Source organism: Sorangiineae bacterium MSr12523 (genome assembly GCA_037157775.1).
Lineage (GTDB): Bacteria > Myxococcota_A > Polyangia > Polyangiales > Polyangiaceae > Pendulispora > Pendulispora brunnea.
On the sequence record CP089982.1, the window covers coordinates 901,687 to 925,882 of the forward strand.

General features: G+C 64.3%; 16 protein-coding genes and 1 pseudogene. 9 read left to right on the forward strand and 8 right to left on the reverse strand.

Going from position 1 to position 24,196, the window contains the following annotated elements:
• Positions 1-74 precede the first annotated feature (74 nt).
• Positions 75-1,037 (reverse strand): DUF4388 domain-containing protein, encoded by a 963-nt coding sequence (locus tag LZC95_03845; GenBank protein ID WXA95970.1) that lies wholly within the window; start codon positions 1,035-1,037, stop codon positions 75-77.
• A 442-nt stretch (positions 1,038-1,479) separates the two neighbouring features.
• On the opposite strand from LZC95_03845, the gene LZC95_03850 reads away from it, so the two are divergent.
• Positions 1,480-2,340 (forward strand): L-erythro-3,5-diaminohexanoate dehydrogenase, encoded by an 861-nt coding sequence (locus LZC95_03850; GenBank protein WXA95971.1) that lies wholly within the window; start codon positions 1,480-1,482, stop codon positions 2,338-2,340.
• 12 nt (positions 2,341-2,352) lie between these two features.
• Complete coding sequence (locus tag LZC95_03855; protein ID WXA95972.1) at positions 2,353-4,035, forward strand: formate--tetrahydrofolate ligase; 1,683 nt, start codon at positions 2,353-2,355, stop codon at positions 4,033-4,035.
• Here the strand turns inward: LZC95_03855 and LZC95_03860 are convergent.
• The 3 genes from LZC95_03860 to LZC95_03870 all read right to left on the reverse strand — a co-directional run bounded on the left by LZC95_03860 (position 4,010) and on the right by LZC95_03870 (position 10,319).
• Positions 4,010-7,957: a response regulator gene (locus tag LZC95_03860; GenBank protein ID WXA95973.1), complete on the reverse strand. Its 3,948-nt coding sequence runs from the start codon at positions 7,955-7,957 to the stop codon at positions 4,010-4,012. The genes LZC95_03855 and LZC95_03860 overlap by 26 nt on opposite strands.
• Positions 7,958-8,085: 128 nt before the next feature.
• Positions 8,086-8,451 carry a hypothetical protein gene (locus tag LZC95_03865; GenBank protein ID WXA95974.1) on the reverse strand — a complete coding sequence of 122 codons (366 nt, stop codon included), beginning with the start codon at positions 8,449-8,451 and terminating at the stop codon, positions 8,086-8,088.
• Entirely contained in the window at positions 8,448-10,319 is a 1,872-nt protein-coding gene (locus tag LZC95_03870; protein ID WXA95975.1) for a hypothetical protein, read from the reverse strand. The genes LZC95_03865 and LZC95_03870 overlap by 4 nt, the downstream gene beginning before the upstream one ends.
• A 76-nt stretch (positions 10,320-10,395) precedes the next feature.
• Between LZC95_03870 and LZC95_03875 the strand changes: the two genes are divergently transcribed.
• The 3 genes from LZC95_03875 to LZC95_03885 are packed head-to-tail and all read left to right on the forward strand — an operon-like array spanning position 10,396 to position 12,410.
• Complete coding sequence (locus LZC95_03875) at positions 10,396-11,103, forward strand: methyltransferase domain-containing protein (protein WXA95976.1); 708 nt, start codon at positions 10,396-10,398, stop codon at positions 11,101-11,103.
• An 18-nt stretch (positions 11,104-11,121) separates the two neighbouring features.
• Positions 11,122-11,460, forward strand: a complete 339-nt coding sequence (locus LZC95_03880; GenBank protein ID WXA95977.1) for a histidine triad nucleotide-binding protein — start codon at positions 11,122-11,124, stop codon at positions 11,458-11,460.
• Between the two features lie 59 nt (positions 11,461-11,519).
• Positions 11,520-12,410, forward strand: coding sequence for a PhzF family phenazine biosynthesis protein (locus LZC95_03885; GenBank protein ID WXA95978.1), 891 nt, complete (start codon positions 11,520-11,522; stop codon positions 12,408-12,410).
• 1,184 nt (positions 12,411-13,594) lie between these two features.
• Here LZC95_03885 and LZC95_03890 read toward each other — a convergent pair.
• Entirely contained in the window at positions 13,595-15,844 is a 2,250-nt protein-coding gene (locus LZC95_03890) for a PQQ-dependent sugar dehydrogenase (GenBank protein WXA95979.1), read from the reverse strand.
• 190 nt (positions 15,845-16,034) lie between these two features.
• Between LZC95_03890 and LZC95_03895 the strand changes: the two genes are divergently transcribed.
• Both LZC95_03895 and LZC95_03900 read left to right on the forward strand, forming a co-directional pair.
• A complete protein-coding gene (locus LZC95_03895) occupies positions 16,035-18,128 on the forward strand; it encodes a carbon starvation protein A (protein ID WXA95980.1) in 2,094 nt (697 codons plus the stop codon).
• Between the two features lie 277 nt (positions 18,129-18,405).
• Positions 18,406-19,005, forward strand: a complete 600-nt coding sequence (locus LZC95_03900; protein ID WXA95981.1) for a helix-turn-helix domain-containing protein — start codon at positions 18,406-18,408, stop codon at positions 19,003-19,005.
• Positions 19,006-19,127: 122 nt separating this feature from the next.
• On the opposite strand, the gene LZC95_03905 is transcribed toward LZC95_03900, so the two are convergent.
• The 3 genes from LZC95_03905 to LZC95_03915 all read right to left on the reverse strand — a co-directional run bounded on the left by LZC95_03905 (position 19,128) and on the right by LZC95_03915 (position 21,291).
• Positions 19,128-19,286 (reverse strand): hypothetical protein, encoded by a 159-nt coding sequence (locus tag LZC95_03905; protein WXA95982.1) that lies wholly within the window; start codon positions 19,284-19,286, stop codon positions 19,128-19,130.
• Between the two features lie 86 nt (positions 19,287-19,372).
• Positions 19,373-20,701 carry a hypothetical protein gene (locus tag LZC95_03910; protein ID WXA95983.1) on the reverse strand — a complete coding sequence of 443 codons (1,329 nt, stop codon included), beginning with the start codon at positions 20,699-20,701 and terminating at the stop codon, positions 19,373-19,375.
• On the reverse strand, positions 20,698-21,291 hold the full coding sequence (locus LZC95_03915) for a sigma-70 family RNA polymerase sigma factor (GenBank protein WXA95984.1): 594 nt from the start codon (positions 21,289-21,291) through the stop codon (positions 20,698-20,700). The genes LZC95_03910 and LZC95_03915 overlap by 4 nt, the downstream gene beginning before the upstream one ends.
• 387 nt (positions 21,292-21,678) lie before the next feature.
• On the opposite strand from LZC95_03915, the gene LZC95_03920 reads away from it, so the two are divergent.
• Positions 21,679-22,980 carry an efflux RND transporter periplasmic adaptor subunit gene (locus tag LZC95_03920; GenBank protein WXA95985.1) on the forward strand — a complete coding sequence of 434 codons (1,302 nt, stop codon included), beginning with the start codon at positions 21,679-21,681 and terminating at the stop codon, positions 22,978-22,980.
• 62 nt (positions 22,981-23,042) lie between these two features.
• Positions 23,043-23,666, forward strand: a pseudogene (locus tag LZC95_03925) (ABC transporter ATP-binding protein).
• Positions 23,667-24,196: the final 530 nt, after the last annotated feature.

Genomic DNA, 24,196 nt, shown 5'->3' on the forward strand with positions numbered 1-24,196 from the left:
GAAACTTGTTAGCCGTATGACAAGTTAAAATCCCATAAAAAAGCCCGATCGTCTTTGCGATCGGGCTGTCCGCGCTATTCGGTCTTCAGGTAGCCGCCCTTGAGCAGCTTCAACACGGCCTGCACCGTCTCGAGATCCGTCGACTGGCTCTTGTTCATCACCGTCTCGAGGTGACCGTAGTTGAGCGCCAGCTGCAGAACGTCGAGCTCCATCGGCTTCAAGTCGCGCAGCGGCGGCACCAACGGGGAGAGCAGCGACAGGCGCGCGTTCAGATCGGGCAGGTCATCGCGGATGCGATTGAACTCGTCGAGCTGGCGCAGACCCTCCATGAGGATCTCTTGGACGCTCACGTCGATCTCGCCGGCGTACTCGCGATCGTCCGGCGGATCGAGGTCGAACAGGCCCTTTTGCCAGGTGAGCATCCGGTAGATGCTCTTGAGCGCGGGCACGTCATCCAGGTCGTTGATGACGGCGTAGTAGATGTTGCCCTTGCGCATGAAGATGCGACCGATGTCGTCGTCCGTCCGGATGACGAGCACGCCGCTCTTCTTCGAGGTGCCGAAAAGTTGAAGAAGGTCGGGCAGCGGAACTTCCTCGATGCTGCCGGACATGGTCCGCGCCTGGCTCGTACGGCGCTGCGCGGCCACGTGCTCCAGCTCGCGCTTCGCGTCCGCCGTGCTGTCGCGCGTGCTCTCGCCCGCAATCAGCTTGAGGATGCTCGTCCCGATGAGAACGCGGTCACCTTCTTTCAGGCGGGCGCGCTTGATCTTCTCGCCGTTGACGAACGTGCCATTCGTCGATCCCAGATCTTCGATCCAGATCTGGTCCGACTGCATGTGAATCTTGGCGTGCTTGCGGCTGACCATGTCCTCGACGAGGACCATGTCGAGATCGCTCGAGCGTCCGACGATGATCTGCTTGTCGGGAACGACGGGGAATTCCCCCCCTTGGTACTTCCCGCTGATGAACCGAAGGACATACGCCCGCCCAGGTCGCAGGGTCGTCGGAGCAGCCGCCTTCGGTGACGGATCTTGCATGCTAGGGGGAGTCGACAGAAGGTTTGCCACGCGCGACTATGCGCCACTGGGTGCAACCGCGGGAATCCGCGGCGCGGGGGATTCCGAGGCGAGGATCGTCTTCGGAAAAAAAAGAGTAACGAGTCCTCGCAAACCTGGTCAAGTCGAGCGCGAAATGACTTCTCGTCCCCCCGTTTTTGTCCAGCCGACTCAGCCTTTCAAACCGGTCCCCGTGTTGCCCGAAGGTGACCGATTTGGCACCCATCGAGCGCTTGAGCCTGCCGGAGCTCTACCGCAGCCAGCGTGGCGAATTGACAACGATTTTTCCCGACTCTTCCGCGGGGAAATCCTTCTTGACGTCGAGACACTCAATATTGATGCCGCGAGCTTTCGGCAAATGGAAGAGGCGGGTACTTCCGGACATTCACCTGCAGATGTAGGTGGCGGGCCCGTGGGGCAAAAGGTGATGGAGACAGTCGCGACGCGAGGCAAGCAGCACAACCCCGTCACCGGTTCGGGCGGGATGCTTCTCGGTCGGGTGGCTCAGATCGCACCCTTGGCGGATGGAAAGGTTGCCCGCGTTCACGAAGGTCTCTCGGTTGGGGATCGCGTAGCGACCCTCGTGTCACTCTCACTCACCCCGTTGCGGCTCGATGGGATCACTGCGGTGCGTGCAGAGAGTGCGCAGTTGGACGTGAGCGGGCAGGCGGTGCTTTTCGAGAGCGGCAGCCTCGTGAAGTTGCCGCACGACATGCCGGAGCGGCTCGCGCTCGCCGTGCTCGATGTCGCCGGCGCCGCACCGCAGGTCGCTCGGTTGGTGAAGCCCGAGATGACCTCGGTGCTCGTGTTGGGTGGCGGCGGAAAGAGCGGCATTCTCTGCGCCGCCGAGGCGCGTCGCAAGCTGGGGCCTTCGACGGGAGCGCGCCGCGTCATTGCCGTGGAAAGCTACCCGCGTTACGCCGACGAGCTGCGCGCGCTCGGCATCTGCGATGCGGTGCTGGGCATCGACGCGCGCGATCCCGTCGCCATGCGGCGCGCAGTGCTCGAGGCGAACGATGGCCGCGAGGTCGACGTCACCTTCTCCTGCGTCAACGTGCCCGACACGGAGATGGCCGCCGTGATGGCCACGCGCGATCGCGGCATCGTCTACTTTTTCGCCATGTCGACGAGCTTCACCAAAGCCGCCCTCGGCGCTGAAGGCGTGAGCAAGGACGTCGACTTGATGATCGGCAACGGCTACGCGGAAGATCACGCGGCGCACACCTTGGCGATGATGCATGAGTTTCCCGCGATTCGTGCCCTCTTCGAGACGCGCTACGGGTAAAGTTCGTCCGCCATGACGAACTTTTCCCCTCGCCCCATCACGGAAGTTGCGGCCGAACTCGGGCTCGAGCCGGACGACATCGAGCCATATGGCAAAACCAAAGCGAAGATCGCGCTCGACGTCATCGCTCGGCCCGCCGCCTCACGCAATGCCGGGCGCTTGATCCTCGTCACGGCGATCAACCCGACGCCGGCCGGGGAGGGGAAAACCACCACGTCGATCGCGCTGGCCATGGGCATGCGTCGCTTGGGCAAGCGCGCCGTGCTCGCCTTGCGCGAACCATCGCTTGGACCCGTGTTCGGCGTCAAAGGCGGCGGCACCGGAGGTGGCAAGGCTTCGCTCACGCCGGCCGACGAGATCAACCTGCACTTCACGGGCGACATCCACGCCATCACCACGGCGCACAACCTGCTCAGCGCCCTCGTCGACAACTCCGTGTACTTCCGCGACACGTTCGAAGGCTCCGGCGAGATCGATCCGCGCACCATCACGTGGGGGCGCGCGCTCGACATGAATGACCGCTTCTTGCGTCGATGCATCATCGGCCTGGGCGGCAAGTCGCACGGCAAGGTGCGCGAGGAGCGGTTCGACATCACCGCTGCCAGCGAAATCATGGCCATTTTGGCCCTGGCGCGCGACTACGCCGATCTCGAGCAACGGCTCTCGCGCATCGTGGTGGGCTCGAGCTACGACGGCCACACCATCACCGCGGGGCAGATCGGCGCAGCGTCGGCGATGTGCGCGGTGCTGCGCGATGCCCTCAAGCCAAACCTCGTGCAGACCCTCGAGGGAGGGCCGGCGTTCGTGCACGCGGGCCCGTTCGGCAACATTGCCCACGGATGCAACAGCGTGCTTGCCACGCAACTGGCCATCAAGACGGGCGACTACGCCATCACCGAGGCCGGCTTCGGGTTCGACCTGGGCGGTGAGAAGTTCCTCAACATCAAGGCACGCACCGCGGGCATCTGGCCGCGCGCGATCGTCTTGGTGGCGACCTTGCGTGCGCTCAAGATGCATGGCGGCGCCCCCGTGAAGAGCTCGGGCGAGCCCAACCCCGAGGCGCTGCAAAAGGGCCTCGCGCACCTCGAGAAGCACATCGAGAACGCGGGCGCGTACGGCCTCACGCCCGTCGTGGCCATCAACGTCTTCCCCAACGACACCGAGGAGGAGCTCGCGCTGGTCGAGCAATCCGCGGGCAAACTCGGCGCGCGCATGGCTCGCAGCGAGGGCTTCGGCCGCGGCGGCGAGGGCTCGCTCGACCTCGCGCGCGTGGTGACCGAGGTCGTCGATGCCACCGATGCGAACCCGCCCAAGCCGAAGTACGTCTACGAGCTGGAGGATGCACCCCACGAGAAGATCCGCAAGATCGCCCGCACCATTTACGGTGCGAAGGACGTCGCCTTCGTCGGCTCGTCGGAGAAAGATCTGAAGCGCATCAAGGAGCTCGGCTACGACAAGCTGCCGGTGTGCATGGCCAAGACGCAAATGTCGCTCACCGATGATCCGACGGTGTACGGCCGCCCGCGCGACTTCGTGATCAGCGTGCGTGAGGTGCGCCTCAGCGCGGGGGCCGGTTTCATCGTGCCGCTCACCGGCGACATGATGACCATGCCCGGCCTGCCCAAGGTGCCTGCAGCACGCCAGGTGAAACTGCTCCCGTCGGGGCAGATCAAGGGGCTGATGCAGAACGACTGATGCCGTCTCGCGCAGTCAAGAGCCGCAACAGTTCCTCCGCGTGGATGGGTTTGACGATGTGCTCGTCGAACCCCGCTTCGATCGCGGCTTTGCGATCGGCGGACTGCCCGTAGCCGGTGAGCGCAACCAAATAGAGCGACTCGAATCTCTTCATCTTGCGAAGCCGGCGCGCGATCTCGAAGCCATCCATGCCGGGAAGGCCCAGATCGATGATGGCGATGTCCGGCTTCACGTTCTCGACGAGGGCCATGCCGCTCGGCCCATCGTGCGCCGTCCGGCAGTCGAACCCCGCGTGTTTCAGCAAGGTGCACAGCATGTCACGGCTGTCGGTGTTGTCCTCGACGACGACCACGCGCGAGCCTCGGGGTGCGCGCACCGTGGGCTTGTGGGGAAGCCGCGCCTTCTCCACCGCGTCGCGCGCGATCGGAAAGCGGACCACGAACTCCGCGCCTTTGCCCTCGCCATCGCTCATGGCGGCGACGGTGCCTCCGTGCATGTCGACCAACGAGCGCACCAAGGTGAGGCCGAGCCCCAGGCCGCCCTCGGAGCGGTCCAACGTGCGCTTCGACTGCACGAACAGCTCGAACACCGTGTCGAGCACGTCCTTGGCGATGCCGACACCGTCGTCGCGCACGCGGATGACCGCGTATTCGCCCTCGGGTTTCGCCTCCAGCACCACGTGTCCACCGCGCGGCGTGTACTTCGCCGCGTTGCTCAACAGGTTCACCTGGATCTGCTGCAGGCGAGTCGGATCGCCGTAGACGTGCATCGCCGCGCGATCGATGTGCACGTCGAAACGCAGCTCGTGCGCGTCCATCATGCTTCGCACGGCATCGGCCGCATCGCGCACGGAGGAGCGCAAGTCGACGATCTGCTTGCGTAGCTCGATTTTGTTCTGCGTCACGCGGCTCGCTTCGAGCAGATCGTCGAGGAGCCGCGCCATCTGCTGCGACTGACGCTCGAGGATCTGCACGAGCTTTTCGCGCGCCTCGCCATCGGGTGGCGTCTCCTTCAGCAGCGCCGTCGAAATGACGATGGCACCCAATGGATTGCGCAGCTCGTGCGAGAGCATGGCGAGGAACTGGTCGCGGCGCTTCACCGCCTCGCGGATCTTTTCCTCGGCGCGCTTTTGCTCGGTGACGTCGCGGAAGATGCCGATGACCCCGACGATGCGCTCCTGCCGGTCGCGCAGCGGAAGCCGGGTTGCGCGGTCCCAAGCTTCGCTGCCGTCTTCGCGCACGCGGCGCTCGAGTTGCTCGTGCTGCGCCTGGCCGCTGCGCAGGACCTCGTCGTCCTGACCCGGCGGCCCGAAGGCGGCGACGGGGCGATTCGCGCGAATGAAGCGCCCGTGCGCGTCTTTGAAGTAGATCGCGTCGGCCACGCTCCCGAGCAGGCTGTTGAGCAGGTAGCGCTCGTGAAACAGCGCATCCTCCGCCATTTTCAGGCCGGTCACGTCGATCAAGGTGAGCACGACGCCGTCGACGGCGCCCTTCGCCCGGTATGGGAGAATGCGCAAGAAGAACGCGTTGTCATGATGGGTCGTGAGATCGCGCTCGATGCGCTCGCCGGTCGCAAGCACGCGTTTCAAGTCCGCAATGAGCTCCGGATGATCGATGGTGTGCTTGAAGGTCTCGATCGAGCGCCCCGCGTCTTGCGGCAACAGATGGAACTTCTCGGCAATCTGCGGGGTGAATTTGCGCACCTTGAGATCGCGATCGAGAAAGATGGCGCCCACGTCGGTGCTGGCGAGGAGGTTATCCATGTCGTTCGTGAGCTCGGTCAGCTCGGCGATCTTGCGCTGATACTCCGCGTTGACCGTGTAGAGCTCCTCGTTCACGCTCTGCAGTTCCTCGTTCGTGCTCTGCAGCTCCTCGTTGGAGGCGAGGAGCTCCTCGTTCGCGGCCTGCAGCTCCTCGTTGCTCGTTTCCAGCTCCTCGATGGCCGACTGCAGGTTCTCCTTCGTCGAGGAAAGCTCCGCCTCCATCGCGGCAAGGTGCGCCTCGTCGACGCGCCCCATGTCGATTTCCGTAGAGAGCGGCGCATTCGCGAGCGGCGCTTCCGCCGTCTCGAACGAGATGAGCACGTTGGGCAGGCTCCCCGTGCGGTTGCGGATCTGGCGCAGGGTAATCTTGTAGAGCCCCTGCACCTCGTCGACGCGCACGCCCTTGAAGACGATGGGCGACGCCTCCTGCAGCACGCGTTTCAGCCCACCGACGAGCACCATTTTCAGCTCGGGGCCCACCATGTCGAGAATGTCGAGCGCCTGCCGGCCGTCGCGACGCTTCAAGAAGCGGCTCGCGCCGGAGAAGGCGTGGATCAACTCCCCGCGCTCGTTCACGAGCAAGCTCGCAGGCATGAACTCGTCGAGCAGCGCATCGTACGTGCCGAGCAAGTGCGAGAACGATTGACGGCCAAACCCGGGCATCGATGCGGTCGATGCGAGGGACGTCTCGGCGAACTTCGGCGGCTTGAGGCGCGGTTCGACGGGGATGCGCACGTCGCTGTACTTTTGAAAGATGCGCCAGTACCGGTCGACGGGCTGAAAGTCGTGCAGCAAGGGCCCTGGCGATTCACTGGGCCCGAGGAAGACGATGCCGCCTCGATTCAAGCCGAAGTGAAAGAGGCTCAGCACCTTTTGCTGCGCGGCCGGTTGCAGGTAAATGAGCAGGTTGCGGCAGCTCACGAAGTCGACGCGGGTGAAGGGGGCATCCTTGATGACGTTGTGCTGCGCGAAGACCAGCATCTGCCGAATCTCCGGCACGACTTGGAAGGCTTTCCCGCGCTGCAGGAAGTAGCGCTGGAGGCGCTGCGGGGCGACGTTCTTGATCGCCTCCTCGTCGTACAGCCCGCGCGCGGCGATCTCGAGGGAGCCTGCGTGCACGTCGGTGGCGAAGATTTTCACCAGCCGGTTGCCCATGCGGCTCGTGAGCTCGTGAAGCACGATGGCCAGCGAGTATGCCTCCTCGCCGGTCGCGCAGCCGGCGACCCACACGCGAAACGGCGCATCTTGTGGCCCGCGGCGCAGTAACTCCGGCAGGACGCGCTTTTCCAGGACCTCGAAGGCTTCCTCGTTGCGGAAGAATCGGGTCACGCCGATGAGGAGATCGCGGTAGAGAACGTCGAGCTCCGAGCGCTCTCGTTTGAGCCGCTCCAGGTAGCCATCGAGGTGCTCGGCGCGCGCGAGCTGCAGCCGCCGCTCGATGCGCCGGGTCACCGTGCTCGGTTTGTAATGCGTGAAGTCGATGGCGAATTCTTGCTCCAGCAGCCGATACATGGCCTGGAGCCCCTTGGGCGACGTGCCCGGTGTCTCTGGCAAGAGCGGATGACCCTTCGGGCGCGCGGCATGCTCGATGAGAACACGCGGCATCTCCCCGGGAGCGAGCACCCAGTGCGCCACGCCGGCATCCCGCGCGGTTCGCGGCATGCCATCGAATTGCGCGCTCTCCTCGTCCTGCACGATGACCAGTCCACCCGATTCGAACACGTCGCGGATGCCCCGCGAGCCATCCGTGCCCCCGCCCGACAGCACGATGGCCACCGCGCGCTCGCGGCAATCTTGGGCGAGCGACCGGAAAAAGACGTCGATGGGCAGGGTTAGCTCCTGCTGGCGATCGCGCTCGCTGAGCAGGAGTTTCCCTCCCGAGATGATCATCTCTTTCTTGGGCGGGATGAGATAGACGTGGTTCGGTTCGATCGTCATCCCATCTTCGACAAGGCAGATGGGCAGCTCGGTGTGCCGTGCCAAGAGCTCGTCCATCAAGCTCTTGAAGTCGGGTGAAAGGTGCTGCACGACGACGAAGGCCATGCTGGTGTCGTTGGGCAGGCTGTCGAAGAAGCGCTCGAGAGCTTCGAGCCCGCCGGCGGACGCGCCGATGCCGACGACGAATGCGGGAGATGGCTGCAACACGCTCGAGGAACTCATGGGGACGTCACCCAGGTGCAGCCCCCGTGCCCATTCCAGCAGCCGATTTCTCGATGAATTCGCGTTCAGTCGCCAGCGCGATGGCTGTGGCAGCTTGCCACGGTGCCGCTCGTGCGCGGCAAATCTCCTCAGCGGCAGTAACCGTGTTTGCAGATGGCGGTCGCCTGCATACACGGTGGGTGGACGAGCGGACAGTGATCCTGCTCATACGTGGCGCACACGGTCTGGTCGACGCGCGCAATGGCCTCGCGAACGGCGGAGACGCCTTGCGTGTTGACGGCCCGGGTGCACGAATCGAAGCAGCGGGTCGCGAACTCCACCTGCGTGCAGTCCGTGTCCGAGGAGCACTGCAGGTGGTACTCCACGGCGTCCTGTACTCGCTTGCGTGCCGTTTCGCGGCGCCCGTCGCAGGAATCGCTCGTGGGCTCGTTCGTGCCGGCTCCCTTGCCGCAAGCGGCGCAGAGAAGGCAGAGTACGAGCGCGCGCTTCATCACCGCAGGTTCTCGCGGACCTTCACCTTCACGCGGTCGTGCCCGTCGATGTATCGGTCCATGGGGATGACGGTGCGCACGTAGCTGTTGAATGGATCGGGGCCCACGCTGGCATGCGTGGGGCGGAGCGCATCGAGGGCGAAGTCGGGCAGGCGTGCGGCGACGTGGCCACGGTAGGTCACGCCCTGCGAGGGCACGCGGTACTGGACCACGATGCTCTTGGGCATCACGCTCTGGCGTGGCTCGTTGGCGATGAGTTGCGTCAGATTCTCCGGCGCCGAGAGCTCGGGCGTCACCTCGTAACCGGGCAGGATCTCCAGCTCGACATCGCGGCCCGCCAGCTCGGGCGCCATGGTCACCTCGATGGTGCGCACCGCGTCCGGCCCGGCGAAGGGGCTCAAATGCAGGGTGATGCGCGCCCGCTGGCCGGCGTCCACCTCGTCGTCGAGAAGCTCGACCCCGCGCAGGCGCCACAAGTCGCGTGTATACTGCACATTCAGCGTCGACTCGACGCGCTCGATGCGGGCGGGCTCCCACGGGTTGTTGAGCACATCGCCCACCGCACGAACCGCGCGGGATGCCGCCCATTCGCCGGCCTCGGGCAAGCCGCCCACGGCCACGCCGAAGTCGTCCAACTCCACGGTGCCGTGGTTCTTGATGCTCACCTTGGAGTGCAGCTGCCAGGTGACGTCGCGCCGCTCGCTGATGGTGGCCTCCACCACCGAGCCAAAGACGGTGGCCATGAGGCCGGGGCTCATGAATTTCTCTTCCACGACGTCGGAGTTCCACACCTTGCGCGGGGCCACCTCGACGCCCTTCACCTCGACGCGAACCGGGAACGTGGGGCCCGACTGCTTTTCGTCGATGACGATGGCGCTCTGCCGGTCTTGCACCAGCGCCCCGAGCGGACGCACCGCCTCGCCCACTTTGAAGCTGTGTTGCTCGCTGGCATAGATCCAGAGCACGCGCCCGATGGCGGTCGGCAGGGCGCTGTCGCCGGCGTTGAACATGGGGTGTCCGAAGGCGACGAGCTTGTTGCCCTGCACGTGCGTGACCGTGCCCAGGCCCATGAGCGAGACGTCGCCCGTGGTGAGCTGCACCCCGATGGCGCCGCCGTCGACGTAGTGCTGGGGCGCATCGGCCTGCGGGCTCTGACCGCCGCCGGCCGCCATCGGCTCGAGCCCGAGCGGCTCGAACAGCTTGCGCGCCAGTTGCGCCGCGCGATCGCCGACGCCGGCCATGAGAAGCGGCGTGCCCGTGGGCACCGGCCCCGATCGATCGCGGGCCACGCGCTTGGCCATCTGCTCCGCGTGCGCGAGCAGGTTGTACCCACCGGGCGCACCCTCGAAGCCGTTCGAATCGAGCGAGGCCCGCCGCGGAGACACCGGCCGCACGGGCGCGGGGAGGGGCGCTCGGCCATCGCTGGGCCAGAAGCCCGGCGGAATGGGGCGCTGCATCTCCGTGAGCATGGGCGCAATCGGCGTGACGCCCGCCACGGGCTCCGCCTGAAAATTGGAAAGGCTGTACGCGTACGCGCCGGCGAGCCGTCCACCATCGAGGTAGATGGGGCTTCCGCTCATGCCCTTCACGTTGCGTGTGATGTTCAAACGCGGGTGGGGCGTCTTGATCAGAATGAGGTCCTGCGACGGCCGAAAGTTGTGCAGGACGCCGACGACTTCCACGTCGAAGCGCTCGGGGACGGTGCCGCGGAAGACGGTGAGGCCGTAGCCTTTCATCCCTTCCTTGATCTCGTTCACGGAGATGGTCGGGTTGCGCGCCTGTCCGCGCGCGAGCGGCAACGACAGACCGAGTCCGGCCACGAGCCCCACGAAGAGGGCCAAGCCAACGAAACCAGAAGGATGCGTACGCACGGGACCTAGCTTAGCGGGCGGGCGCCTTCAGGAGGTCTATTTACATCCATTCGTATCATCGAATATTATGCATGGCATGAGTACGACACCGAGCGCGGCGCCGCGCATTTTATCGACGCGAGACGGGTACGATCTCTGGGCGGAGATTTACGACACCGAACAAAATCCGCTCATTTTGTTGGAGGAACCCGAGGTGAAACGCCACCTTGGCGATGTTCGCGGCTTGGCCGTCGCGGACGTGGGCTGTGGAACGGGCCGCCACGCCGTGCGCTTGGCAGCGGAGAGGGCGCACGTGACCGCCCTCGATTTTTCCGAGGGCATGATCGGGCGCGCCAAGGCGAAAGCGACCGTGGGCGACATCTCCTTCGTGGTGCACGACATTGCGACGCCGCTCCCACTGGCCGATCGCAGCATGGACCGCGTGATCAACTGCCTCGTGCTCGACCACGTGCCGACAGCGCGGCTCGAGGCGTTGTTTCGCGAGCTGGGGCGCATCTGCAAGCGCGATGGCTTCATCGTCGTCTCAGTGATGCACCCGGCGATGATGCTGCGCGGAGTGCAAGCGCGCTTCACGGATCCCAAGACGGGGCAGGAGACCCGGCCGGAAAGCAGCCCGAACGTGATCAGCGACTACGTGATGGGCGCACTCGGGGCGGGGCTGCGCGTGCTGCATCTTTCCGAACACGCCGTCGGCGACGAGCTGGCCTCGAGCGTGCCGCGCGCCGCGAAATACCTGGGCTGGCCCGTGCTCTTCATGATGAAGCTTGCGCCGGGCGATACCTAGGCAGGTATGCTCGCGGCCATGGGCTGCCTATTTTGCAACATCGTTGAAGGTAAAGTGCCGGCGAAGCTCGCCTACGAGAACGAGCACGTCGTGGCGTTCCACGACATTCGGCCGATGGCGCCGACGCACGTGCTGGTGATTCCGCGCAAACACATCGTCGGCATCGGCGAAGCGACGGACGAAGACGTGAACACGCTCGGACAGGTGATGCTCGCCGGCCGTCGCGTCGCCGAGACGTTGAAACTCGAGGAGGGCTACCGTCTCGTGGTGAACAACGGTGAAAACGCGGGCCAGAGCGTCTTTCACCTGCATCTGCACGTGTTGGGTGGACGGCCGCTGGCCTGGCCGCCCGGCTGACGGCGATCCGTGTTTGCGGTATAACTTGATATTACGAAGGCGGGCCCTACGTATCCGTGATGGATAGGAAGTTCTATTGGGTCGATGTCTTCGCCTCCGCGCCGCTGGAGGGAAATCCTCTTTCCATCGTCCTCGACGCCGACGCGCTCGACGAGGCCACGATGAAGCGTATCGCGGGGGAGTTCAATCAGGCCGAAACGACGTTCATCCTCAAACCGACACGCCCCGGGGCAACGTACCGGCTGCGCTCCTTCACGGCGCCCGGTACGGAGGTCTTCGGGGCAGGGCACAACGCACTCGGGGCGTGGTGGCTCCTCACGGCGGGAGGCTTCGTCGAAGGCAAAGGGTCGCGCACGACGTTTCACCAGGAGATCGGCGATGAGGTCTTGCCGGTGGACGTCACCTACGACGCCGGCAAGGTGCAGCGCATCGTGATGAAGCATTCGGTTCCCGTCTTCGGTGCCACCGTCGCCGACGCGCGCGCGCTGGCCGAGGCACTGGGCGTGGAGGAGGGCGACATCGATCTTCGCCGCCTCCCGCCGCAGGTCGTCTCCACCGGCGCCGGGCACCTCCTCGTTCCCCTACGCGATCGCCGCATCGTGGACCGGATCCGTCCCGACTCGGCCAAGCTTTTCTCCGCGCTGCACCAGGCCGGTGGCGAGGGCTGCTATGTGTTCTCGCTGGATCCCGTCGATGCTTCCTCGACGGCCTACGCGCGGTTTTTCAACCCCACCGCGGGCATCGTCGAGGACTCCGCCACGGGAACCGCCGCCGGCCCCCTCGCCGCCCAACTCGTCGCAAGGGGCATCGTCCCGGACGGTTCCACCGTGGTCATCGAACAGGGCTACGCCATGGGCCGCCCCAGCAAGCTCGAAATCTCGGTGAATGGCAGCGACATCCGCCTCGCCGGCCGCGGCGTCATCACGGCCGAAGGCGTCCTGCATCTCTAGAGGAAGAGAATTTCACATGAAGGCGGGAAGGCGGGAAGGTTTAAGAGGTTTCCGTTCTTCACGTTTTCTCAATCAAAAATTCCTTCCCGCCTTCCCGCCTTCATGTGAATTCTCTCTTTTTCTTATCTCAGGGGGTGCAGGTCGTGAGGCTCTGGATCCAGTCGTCGAGGACTTTGGCGCCTTGGTCGTCGACGAGGCTCGTGGCCAACGGAGGCATGCGTTTCGCCGTGGTCATCGAACAGGGCTACGCCATGGGCCGCCCAAGCAAGCTCGAAATCTCGGTGAAGGGCACCGACATCCGCCTCGCCGGCCGCGGCGTGATCACGGCCCAAGGCGTCCTGCATCTCTAGAGGAAGAGAATTTCACATGAAGGCGGGAGGGTGGGAAGGTTTGAGAGGTTTCCGTTCTTCACGTTTTCTCAATCAAAAATTCCTTCCCGCCTTCCCGCCTTCATGTGAATTCTCTCTTCTTCTTATCTCAGGGGGTGCAGGTCGTGAGGCTCTGGATCCAGTCGTCGAGGACTTTGGCGCCTTGGTCGTCGACGAGGCTCGTGGCCAACGGAGGCATGCGTTTCGCCGTGGTCATCGAACAGGGCTACGCCATGGGCCGCCCCAGCAAGCTGGAAATCTCGGTGAAGGGCACCGACATCCGCCTCGCCGGCCGCGGCGTGATCACGGCCGAAGGCGTCCTGCATCTCTAGAGGAAGAGAATTTCACATGAAGGCGGGAAGGCGGGAAGGTTTGAGAGGTTTCCGTTCTTCACGTTTTCTCAATCAAAAATTCCTTCCCGCCTTCCCGCCTTCATGTGAATTCTCTCTTCTTCTTATCTCAGGGGGTGCAGGTCGTGAGGCTCTGGATCCAGTCGTCGAGAACTTTGGCGCCTTGGTCGTCGACGAGGCTCGTGGCCAACGGGGGCATGCGTTTCGCCGTGGTCATCGAACAGGGCTACGCCATGGGCCGCCCAGCAAGCTCGAAATCTCGGTGAACGGCACCGACATCCGCCTCGCGGGCCGCGGCGTGATCACGGCCGAAGGCGTCCTGCATCTCTAGAGGAAGAGAATTTCACATGAAGGCGGGAAGGCGGGAAGGTTTGAGAGGTTTCCGTTCTTCACGTTTTCTCAATCAAAAATTCCTTCCCGCCTTCCCGCCTTCCCGCCTTCATGTGAATTCTCTCTTCTTCTTATCTCAGGGGGTGCAGGTCGTGAGGCCCTGGATCCAGTCGTCGAGGACTTTGGCGCCTTGGTCGTCGACGAGGCTCGTGGCCAACGGAGGCATGCGCTTCGAGGTGTCGAGGGTGTGCACCCGCACCGAGACGAGCGACTTTTTTGGTGCGCCGGGCGCGATGATCTTTGCGTCCGCGATGCCTAGATTGCCGTTTTCCGGATTGGCGTTGCACGCTTTTCGATTGGGCAACGTCGTTGCATAACGGAAATCCGTTCCGCCGCCGCCGATGCCGTTGGGGCGGTGGCAGAACGAGCAATTCGCGTGCAAGTACGACGCGGCGCGATCGCCTAGGTTGCCCTCATCGGTGGGCTTGGGGAACTTCGCAAGTGTCTCGGGTGCGCCTCCGAGCGGCGCGTCGAACAGCCCAATGTGATCGAACGTCGCGAGCTGATTGGAAAGCCGCCGCGTGGAGACGTACACGAAGTCGCCATTGAGCTGCCCCAGCTCCAACCCGAGCGAGCGCCCCGCGGCCGTGGAGTGGCACGACACGCAATCGGAGCGGCTCGGATAATACCAGGTCTGGCTGCCCAGCGGCTTCGACTTGTTCGAGGCGAGCAACGTCGCATCGGTCTGCTCGTCATTCCACTCGTAGGAATAACCGCCCCAGTCGCCGTCGTCGTGGCGCATGAACAAACGCGTCTCGACGCGCTTACCGCCAATGGAGAACGTCTTTACGAGAACGGTGCCCTTGGGAAGATCGAAATCGCCGTCGGCATTGACGTGAATCTTCGCCGCATCCGGAAGCGCGAGGTACCGCTCCTTCTCGGCGCCATCGGACCAGAGCGGACTATTGACGCCGTAGGGAATGAGCCCCGCCGCCGGGTTCTTGGGATTGGCCGGATCGACGCACCCCGTTTGCGAAAGCTTTTCCGGGAAGGTCGACGCCGGCGGCTTCGCATTGGGCACGACCTTGTAGATCTTGTTGCCCAATGCCGTAAGGTAAAGCTCTCCATCGGCGTCTTCGTTCACCGACGTGAACGTGCCGCCGGTACCCGAGTCGTTGATCTTGACGACGACGGGCTTTCCGCTCGTCGCATCGAAGCTCAACGTCCACACTTCACCCGACGACGAATCCGCGAAAACGTATTTCCCCACCAACTCGGGAATGGCCTTGCCGCGGTAGACGCGCCCGCCGGTCACCGCGCGCGCATTGCCATTGGGCTGGGGGTAATCGTACACCGGGTCGATGAGCCCTACGCTGGAGCAATTGGTCGTATTGGGCGGGAAACAATGCGTCCCTTCTTTTTTGGACCACCCGTAGTTTCCACCCTTGCGGACTTTGTCGACCTCCTCCCAATTGTCCTGGCCCACGTCGCCGAGCCAGAGCTCTCCGGTGCCCTCGCGTCCGGGCTTTCCGATATCGAACGAAAATCGGAACGGATTGCGGAAGCCATACGCGTAAATCTCCCCCTTCTTCGTCGGATCGTTCGCGAAGGGATTGTCGCTCGGGATGGCGTACCCGTTGCCTTTGTCGATATCGATGCGCAGTACCTTGGAGAAGAACGTATCCGTGTCCTGGCCGTGCCCGAATTCGTTGTTGGAGCCGCCGCCGTCACCGAACGAGGCGTAAAGGTATCCATCCGGCCCGAATTGGACGCACCCACCCTTGTGATTGCCCCGAGCTTCTTGATTGAACGAAAGTACGTCCGATTGCGCACCGAACGCCGTTCCATTCTTGGCGGCGCTGGTGAATCGCTTGATGGTGGAGACGATGGCGCTGTCCGTGCCCGTCGTGTACGAAAGATAGACGTAACCGTTTTGCGCGAACTTGGGATGAAAGGCCATTCCGAGAAGTCCGCCTTCGCTTCCCAAATCGCTCAGCTGACTCCCAATGTTCAAATCCTCGCGCGGCGTATTCGGAGGATTCTGCACCGGGAAGCTCAGGATCTTGCCGTTTCGTTCGGCGACGTACCATCGCGAGGCATCGCCGGGGAGCTGCGCCATCATCATCGGATTGCCAACGTCCACGTTGGCGAACACCTGCTGCAGCTTGACCGACGCGGTGCTCGGCGGGCGCGCAGGCACTTTGCACGTGGTGTTGGCGGGTCGCGTATCGAGACCGTACGGCGCCGGATCGGCCTGAATGGGGCCTCCGTCGCCACCATCGGTGCCGTCCTTTGCCTCGTCGCTGTTGCTGCAGCCCGCCCCAAGTGCCGCTGCACTCACCACGGCCGTGAGGCCCAACGAAAAGATGGTCGCTCCGAGTCGCATGTACCAGCCCTTTGCCGCCGAGGCGGCTATGTGTGTACTGAGATTTCCCTGCGTTTGAATCTGAGCAGTGCGCGCCTCTCTGAGTATCTTGCGCGCCAACGAGCGTTCAATCTGGCCTGGTGGCGCGATTCAATCGAGCGTGCTTTGACGCACAAGGGCGTTTTCCGACCGTGGTAGAGAATTATCTACCATGCACCATGCTGCCCTTTGGATGCTCGGAGCCCTTGCGGTTCTTGCGATTGCCTATCGCTACTACTCGGCATTTCTCGCGGCAAAGGTCCTGTGCCTCGATGCCGGGTTTCGCACACCCGCACACGAGTTCAACGACGGTCACAATTTTCACCCGACCAACCGTTGGGTGCTCTTCGGGCACCATTTTGCTGCCATTACGGGGGCGGGCCCGCTGATCGGGCCCGTTCTCGCGGCGCAATTCGGCTTTTATCCCGGCTTCCTCTGGATCCTCTTCGGCGTCGTTCTCGCGGGCGCGGTGCACGATTTCGTCGTGCTCGTGGCCAGCACGCGGCGCAAAGGCAAGAGCCTCGCGGAGATTGCGCGCGACGAACTGGGGCCCACCCTGGGCACGGTCACCGCGGTCGCCATCCTCTTCATCATCGTCATCGCCCTCGCGGGTCTCGGCAACGTGGTCGTCGGCGCCCTGGCGGAGAGCGCGTGGGGCGTCTTCACGGTGAGCTCCTCCATCCCGATCGCGCTCGCCATGGGCATTTACATCTACAAGGTTCGCGGCGGCACCACGCGCGGCATTCGCGAGGCGTCCCTCTTCGGCGTCGTGCTTCTCTTCGCGGCGCTCATCCTCGGCAAGACCGTGGGCGATTCGTCCTTTGCCGAGCACCTCAAGTTCTCCAAGACGGCGCTCACCCTCGGCATGGGAGCCTATGGATTCATCGCCAGCGTCCTGCCCGTGTGGCTGCTCCTCTGCCCGCGCGATTATCTTTCGAGCTACCTCAAGATTGGCACCATTCTGCTTTTGGTCTTTGGTGTCATCATCGTCAATCCGCCCATTCAAATGCCGGGCGTGACCCAATGGGCGTCGGGCGGTGGGCCCATTCTCAAAGGGCCGCTCTTTCCCTTCGTGTTCATCACCATTGCGTGTGGCGCGATCAGCGGCTTTCACGCCTTGGTGGGCAGCGGCACCACGCCCAAAATGGTCAACCAGGAGACCGATTGCCGGGCGATCGGCTACGGCGCCATGCTCATGGAGGGCTTGGTCGGAATCACCGCGCTCATTGCGGCGTGTGTCATGCCGCCGGAAGATTACGTAACCATCAATACGGACCCGAAGATTGCCGTGGTGGCCTCCAGCGCGAGCCAGAACGAGGGGCTTGCGCGTTCGCGGGCCGAGCTCGAGGCGGCGGGCGTGCAATTCAACGAGCACGATCGCGGGCTGTTGGGCCTCGCCCCCGGCGCGTCCGTTGGCTCGCTCGATGGCAAAAAGGTGCCCGCCTCCAAGGTGCTGGCGCTCTCCAATCCGGCCTTGGCGGCATTGGGCTACCACGTCGATCCAACTGCCCCGCGCGCGACCACGCTCGACGATACCGATTTCGCGCGACTTGGCCTGCACGTCAAAGAGCTGCCCGGCCTTTCCCAAAGTGCGGGCGAGGTCGTGGCGGCGCGCACGGGCGGTGGCGTGTCGCTCGCCGTGGGCATGGCCCGCGTCTTCAGCGGCCTGCCCGGAATGGCCACTTTGCTCTCCTATTGGTACCACTTTGCCATCATGTTCGAGGCATTGTTCATTCTGACCACCATCGATACGGGCACGCGCATCGGTCGATTCTTGATGCAGGAGTTCCTCGGGCGCCTTCGTCCCGAATTGGGCGTGCGCTCGGAGAGTGGAAAGCAGAACATGGCCGGCGGCATCCTGGCGACGCTCATTATCGTCGGAGGTTGGACGTATTTCATCCTGACCGGCACCATCACCACGCTCTGGCCAATGTTCGGAGTGGCGAATCAGCTTCTCGCTTGTTGCGCCCTCGCCGTTGGCACCACCATTCTACTGCGCGACGCCAAACGCCGCGTCTATGCATTGGTGACTGCCCTGCCGCTCGTCTTCGTAGCCACCACGACCATCACCGCGGGCGTGCAAAGTATTTTCACGCTCTATTTGCCAATGACATCCAATCCCGCCACCGCCACGAACGGATATATCAATGTGTCGGTCACCACATTGCTCCTCGTTTGCGTGGTCATGATCATCGGTGGCAGCGCGCTGCGTTGGCTATCGGTCATCCGGACGCCACGACGGCAAGAGCTCATCGCGGCAGAGTGAGCTCGCATTTCCCAGTGTGCTCTGCGAGCTCCACTTTGCGATCAGGCGGAACCGCGGAGTGTGCACGATTCAGAGTCCACGGGTGGATCGAATGCACGGGATCGACTGGATCACGCTGACTCAGGCCAGATCCCACGTCGGCGTGCCGAACGTTTTTACCTGGACCGTGCCACGCGCGATTTTCTCGGAAGCCCTCGCTTGAGAACCCCGTCGCGCGGTGCGAATTCCGGCGAGGCACGGCTCTAGCAGTTACCACCCCCCACGTAGGGAGGTTCTATTGACGAGCGAGCTTCATAGCCAATTAGTAGAACGAATGGTCGTCACGCTGCGTGCGGCGTTTCCCGATCTAACGTTCGAGATCGACGATGGGACCCGCGAGGGCGATGGCATTGCCATTCGATGGATCCCTGCTGAATCACTTCCGCAAGACTTGGAGGCAGGGGTGCCATCTAGCTTGTCCCCCACCGAGTCATCGGAGGTCGTGCCGCTTTCGACGGAGAGGCCATCGGGCAGTTATCTGCTCGATGAGCCCCTATCGAGCGAAGATTTGCTCAGCCCACTCCGGAGCTATCTTCGCGGTGTCTTCGCCAGCGGTACACCGGAGATGAAACACGCCGCAAGGCGGTTGGGCATGAGCACACGGACCCTGCAGCGCCGGCTGCACCGTGTAGGGACGAGCTTTACGCAGGAGGTCGATGACACCCGCCGCGAGCTCGCATGTCAGCTGGTGCTGGAGGCCGATTGTCCACTGCGCGAGATCGCGATGCGTCTCGGGTTCGTCGACGTGGGCTCGTTCTTCCGCGCCTTCCGTCGCTGGACGCAGACGTCGCCGCGCCAGTATCGCTTGCGCGCAGCCTCGGAAGCCGTCGCCAGCTGAAGGGTTACGACCCACAAAACGAAACCACGCCCGAACGGCTTCTTGTCGAAGCGTTCGGGCGTGGTTTTTTTGTTTCGAGTTTTTCGAGAGCGAAGCTCTACCGGCTGGAAACCGGCGCGCCTTCAGCTCTTCTTCGCGTCGGCGGCGTTCGGGTCGTATCCGGCCGGATGGACCGCGAATTTCGGCGTGCCAAGAGCACGGCGCTCACGCTTGTTGCGCTTGCCGTTGGTGGTAGCCTTGCGCTTGCGAATGCGCTCGAACTGCTGGGTAGACGAAACCATGGAACGATGACCTCTCGTGAAGAAGTGGCCGCGCACTATGGTTTTTCGGCGCGGCTCTGTCAACCCGTCAGAGACGGGGCCCGGGATCAGGGCGGCCGAACCGTCACGATGGCCGAGAATTTCGGCTCCGCGAAGGGCGGCAGCTTCATTTTGCCCAGCGCAGCCTTGATGCAGGCCTCGGCGGGCTTTTTCGCGGCCGGGCCGGCCAAGCTGCTCGACTGAACCTTGCCGCTCGAATCGAAGGTCAAGGTGACGCGTGAGACGCCATCGTCCCCGCGCAGGCATGCCCTTGCCCTGGGCAAAACGCTGCTCAATGCAGACTGAACCGCACCGTTCGATGGCTTCTGCGGTACACCCCCCGTCGAGTCCGTCGGAGTGGCCGCGACCCGCATCATCGGATCGTTGGAGACGGGGGTGAGCTCCTTTTTCGTGCCCTTCGTGCTGGCGACCGGCTTCTTCGAGGCTGCGATGGGCCTTGAGGAGGGCTTCTTCTCCGGATGAGAGGGCGCTTGCTGGGCCACCGGCTCGGCGGCGGGTGCTTCGCTCGGGCTCTCGGCGATTTTGTTCTCCTCCGCGGCAGGAGCCGGCGCTGGCTCGGCGGTCGCGGTGGCGCTGGCGACGTTCGGCGCCGCCGCCACGGGCTGCGGGGCCCGCGTCTTCACCATGGCGAAGACGCACGCAGCGGCGGCCAGCACACCGAGGCCCCCGAAGATCGCGGCGCGCTGCCGGGGGCTTCGCTTCGACGGAGGCGGCAGCGCATCGATGGCCGCCATCGGCGGTGGCGTCACGCTCGCGGCCTGCGTCACCTGCGATATTTGCGACGTGGGCGGCGGTCGCGTCGACGCCCGCAACGTCGACTCGGGCACCTCATCGAGCACCGGTGCCGAGGGGGCGGCCAGCAAGGCCGGCTCCGTCGGGGCAAACTCCACCGACGGCGGCGCATGCTCGGGCTCCGCCGCAATCGATGCGACATCCGTATCCGAGCGACCCGCCATGGGCGGCGAGACACTGCCCGAGCGGCGCTCCGGCAGATCGAGCAGCGGTGCGTGCTCCTCCGGCTCGTCCGTCTCTAGCGGTAGCGGCGCCGCGAAAAGGTCGTCATCGCCCAATCGCGGAGGCCCGAGCTTGGGTCCCGTTTGCACGCTCTCCACGGGCGCGCTTTCATCGGGCTCGCTGTCCCAATCGGCATCGAAGCCATCGGACGACGCGGGCGCTTCCGCCTCGAGGATCGCCGCCGCAGCTTCCTGCCATGCCGGCGCGGTGACGCTCGCCTTCGTCGCCGGATCGTTGATGCGCGCGAGAAGTCGTTGGGCCGCAGCGTCCCAGGAACCGGAAGAGCGTACGGGGCTCGGCCACTCGGCCAGGGCTTCCGAGATCACGGCGTCATCGACGCCGTCGATTTTACCGCCTGTCACGCCACCTCTCCCTCGAGATCGAAGCCCCGCGCGGACATGAACTCGCGCAATTTGCGACGGGCTTCGTGCACGCGCCACGCGATGGTGCCCTCGGGGGCGCCGAGGATCTTCGCCGCGTCTTCGTGCGAACGTCCATCGATGCAAACGAGGATCAACGTCGTGCGGAGCGTATCGCTCAAGGTGTCGATGCCCTCGCACAGCGCAGTGTACAGCTCCTTGCGCGAAGCATCGCCCGGCGGATCGGCCATCGCGCTGGGGCGGCGTTCGGTCATCACGCCCTCGAGGCGCGGATCCATCGAGTCGCCCGACACGCGCGACGTGCGGCGCGAGCGGAGCGCGTTCAGGGAGAGGTTGACGGCGATGCGGTAGAACCACGTGTACGGTTCACTCCGGCCGTCGAAGCGTGAGAGGGCGTGGAAGGCGCGCACGAACGTTTCCTGCGCAACATCCTCCGCCTCCGAATCCTCACGCAGCATATGGACGGCGAGCCGGTGGATGCGCGGTTGATGGCGCCGCACCAACTGGCCGAAAGCTGCCACGTCTCCTTGACGGGCGCGCTCGACGAGATCTCGATCGGAAGGCTTGGCCATGCGTTGTCGTGATCTCAAAATCGTCGAGCCGCCGAGAACCCATGGATGATGAATTGGGTCATGCGGTTTTCCGATGCGAGAACAATGGAACGATAACGCGTGCACGGCCTTTCGACAAAGAGAAGCGGTGCGACTTTGGATGGGGAGAAAATTGCGTTATTGAAGCAGTTTTCTGGATGTGTAGCGCACATGTGCGCGCTTTTTTTCTCGCTCGCGCATCATTTAAATGCGGGCCTACACGCTTCTTCATGCAAATGAAATAAAAGGGACGTTTCGGGTGAACAATACTTCGGCAACGTGGAACACACGCCGTGTGTGTGTGCTGTTCGCCGAATGTGGCTGAGTCTGTTCAGCCTCCCCAAGCATCCTAGGAATTCTACTGCCGCCATGAGCAATTCGATCTTCGATCCCGAGTCCGCCCGGACGACCAAAATGGCCCCGATGACCGAGGAGCTGGCGCAAGCGCTCGCCTCGGAAGAGGGTGGCCGGCTCTGGTTGCGTCGAGGTGTGTTGGCTGGTGTGTTCGTGCTCGCTATCACGGCAGGGCTCGTGTGGCGGGCCAAACATCGTCCGCTGCCACCGGCGAAGTACGTTACTGCTGCCGCAACCGTCGGCGACGTGTACGAGAAGGTTCAGGCAACCGGTGCAGTCCAACCGGTTCTGCAGGTCACCGTCGGCGCGCAGGTCAACGGACGCGTGAGCCAGGTCTACGTCGACTACAACTCGCAGGTGAAGAAGGGCGACGTGCTCGCCGAGATCGACTCGACCGTGTACGGCACGCAGGTCGCGCAAGGTCAGGCGAACGTGATCTCGCAGCGCGCCCAAGTCGCCAGCGCGAAGGCCCACACCGTCGAGGCGCGCCTCGCCTACGAGCGCACGAAGCGCCTCTACGAGCAGAGCCTCGCAACCCGCGCGGCGTTGGAGACGGCCCGCGGCGCGTACGATGCCGCGAAGGCCACGGAAGAAGCCGCCCGCGCAACCGTGGGCATGGGCGAAGCGCAGTTGCAGGCGCAGAAGACCAACGTCGGCTACACGAAGATTTTCTCCCCGGTCGATGGCGTGGTGGTCACGCGCTCGACGGATCCCGGCGCGATGGTCATCGCGAGCTACCAGTCGCCCACGCTCTTCACCATCGCCCAGGACCTGCGAAAGATGCGCGTCCTCGCGGACGTCGACGAGGCCGACGTCGGCCGCTTGAAGGAGCAGATGGAAGCCGACGCGGTGGTCGACGCGTTCCCGGGCGAGTCGTTCCACGGCATCGTGCAGCAGGTTCGTTTCAGCCCGAACAACCAGGCGGGCGTCGTCACGTACTCGGCCGTCGTCGAGGTGGGGAATCCGGACGAGAAGCTTCGTCCCGGCATGACCGCCACCATCACGATCCGCACGCGTGAGGCCAAGAGCGTGGTGCGCATCCCCAACGCCGCGCTTCGCTACCGTCCTTCGCCGCCGCTGGGCGCCGACGGCAAGCCGATCGCGCAGCCGCCCGAGGCGCAACTCGCCAAGGGCACGGGTCGCGTCTACGTCATCACCAGCGACAAGCCGGGCGAGGAGAAGGCCGAGCCGAAGGTCATCTCCATCGGTGCGAGCGACGGCATCGTCACCGAGGTCACCGATGCATCCTTCAAAGCGGACACCAAGGTCGTGACCGACGAGCTTGATTTCTCGAAGAAGAAGGGTGGTCCGTTCTAGTGGGTGAAGCGCTTCTCGAGCTCACACGCGTCAGCAAAGAGTATCGCTCCGAAGCGGGGCTCGTGCGGGCGCTGCGTGATGTGTCGGTCACCATCGAGCAGGGCGAGTTCGTCGCCATCGTCGGCACCAGCGGCTCGGGCAAGTCGACGATGATGAACATCCTCGGCTGCTTGGATCGGCCCACGCGCGGTACGTACAAGCTCGGTGGCTTGGACGTCGGCGGGCGCACGAACGACGGGCGCGCCATCGTGCGCAACCGGCTCATTGGGTTCATCTTCCAGGGCTTCAACCTGCTGTCGCGCACCACCGCATTGGAGAACGTGGAGCTTCCGCTGCAGTACCGCGGCGTTCCCGCGGCGGAGCGCAAAGCGCGTGCGACGAAGGCGCTCGAGGCGGTTAACCTCGCGCAACGCATGTATCATACACCGAACCAGCTCTCCGGCGGTCAGCAGCAGCGCGTGGCCATTGCCCGCGCACTGGTGACCGATCCGCCGCTGCTCCTGGCCGACGAGCCCACGGGTAACCTCGATACGCGCACCAGTTACGAAGTGCTGGCGCTTTTGCAGCGGCTCAATCGCGAGCGCGGCATCACGATCATCCTGGTCACGCACGAGCACGACATCGCCGCGTGCGCGTCGCGCGTGCTCCTGGTTCGCGATGGGCGCATCCAGAGCGATACGCGGCAAGAGTCGCCGACCAACGCCGCGAAGATGCTCGCCGAGCTGCCGCCGCCCCAGGAAGCCGTGGCGCCGGGCGGGAACGCGCCCGACGTGTTCGACCTCGGGCGCCGCCATGCGCGCAAAGAGCCGATCCCGCGTGCGGCTGGCCTCGCGATGGCGTGCGGGCTCTTGGCAGGTGCCGGGCTCGGAGCGCTCTACGACTCCGTCGTGCTCGGGCAGGTGGGGCCGCTCATTCCGCTGGTCCTCGGCGTCCTCGGCGAGGCCCTGGTCGGCTCGCGCTACAGCGCGAAGAAGCTCGGCCATCCCCTGAGCGGTGACCAGCGCGCGCGTCTCGCGCTCTATTACACCTTGGTCACGAGCGCGTTGATGGCCTTCCTCGCGGGCTGGCTGGTCTTTCCGAAGATTCCTCCGTCGCGTTTCGAAAGCTGGGTCACGCCGGGGCAGGTGCCCTGGGCGCTGGCGGCCGGCATGATTCTCTCGGCGGTGGCCCTCGTGCTCTTGCGCTACTTGCTCCTCACCCTCATGGGGTCGTCGGT

Bases quoted from the DNA above. Each gene is read 5' to 3' on its own strand.
- LZC95_03880 (WXA95977.1), top strand. From the start codon at position 11,122: ATGGGCTGCCTATTTTGCAACATCGTTGAAGGTAAAGTGCCGGCGAAG.
- LZC95_03920 (WXA95985.1), top strand. From the start codon at position 21,679: ATGAGCAATTCGATCTTCGATCCCGAGTCCGCCCGGACGACCAAAATG.
- LZC95_03845 (WXA95970.1), bottom strand. From the start codon at position 1,037: ATGCAAGATCCGTCACCGAAGGCGGCTGCTCCGACGACCCTGCGACCT.
- LZC95_03915 (WXA95984.1), bottom strand. From the start codon at position 21,291: ATGGCCAAGCCTTCCGATCGAGATCTCGTCGAGCGCGCCCGTCAAGGA.
- LZC95_03895 (WXA95980.1), top strand. From the start codon at position 16,035: ATGCACCATGCTGCCCTTTGGATGCTCGGAGCCCTTGCGGTTCTTGCG.
- LZC95_03875 (WXA95976.1), top strand. From the start codon at position 10,396: ATGAGTACGACACCGAGCGCGGCGCCGCGCATTTTATCGACGCGAGAC.
- LZC95_03890 (WXA95979.1), bottom strand. From the start codon at position 15,844: ATGCGACTCGGAGCGACCATCTTTTCGTTGGGCCTCACGGCCGTGGTG.
- LZC95_03860 (WXA95973.1), bottom strand. From the start codon at position 7,957: ATGAGTTCCTCGAGCGTGTTGCAGCCATCTCCCGCATTCGTCGTCGGC.
- LZC95_03855 (WXA95972.1), top strand. From the start codon at position 2,353: ATGACGAACTTTTCCCCTCGCCCCATCACGGAAGTTGCGGCCGAACTC.
- LZC95_03885 (WXA95978.1), top strand. From the start codon at position 11,520: ATGGATAGGAAGTTCTATTGGGTCGATGTCTTCGCCTCCGCGCCGCTG.
- LZC95_03905 (WXA95982.1), bottom strand. From the start codon at position 19,286: ATGGTTTCGTCTACCCAGCAGTTCGAGCGCATTCGCAAGCGCAAGGCT.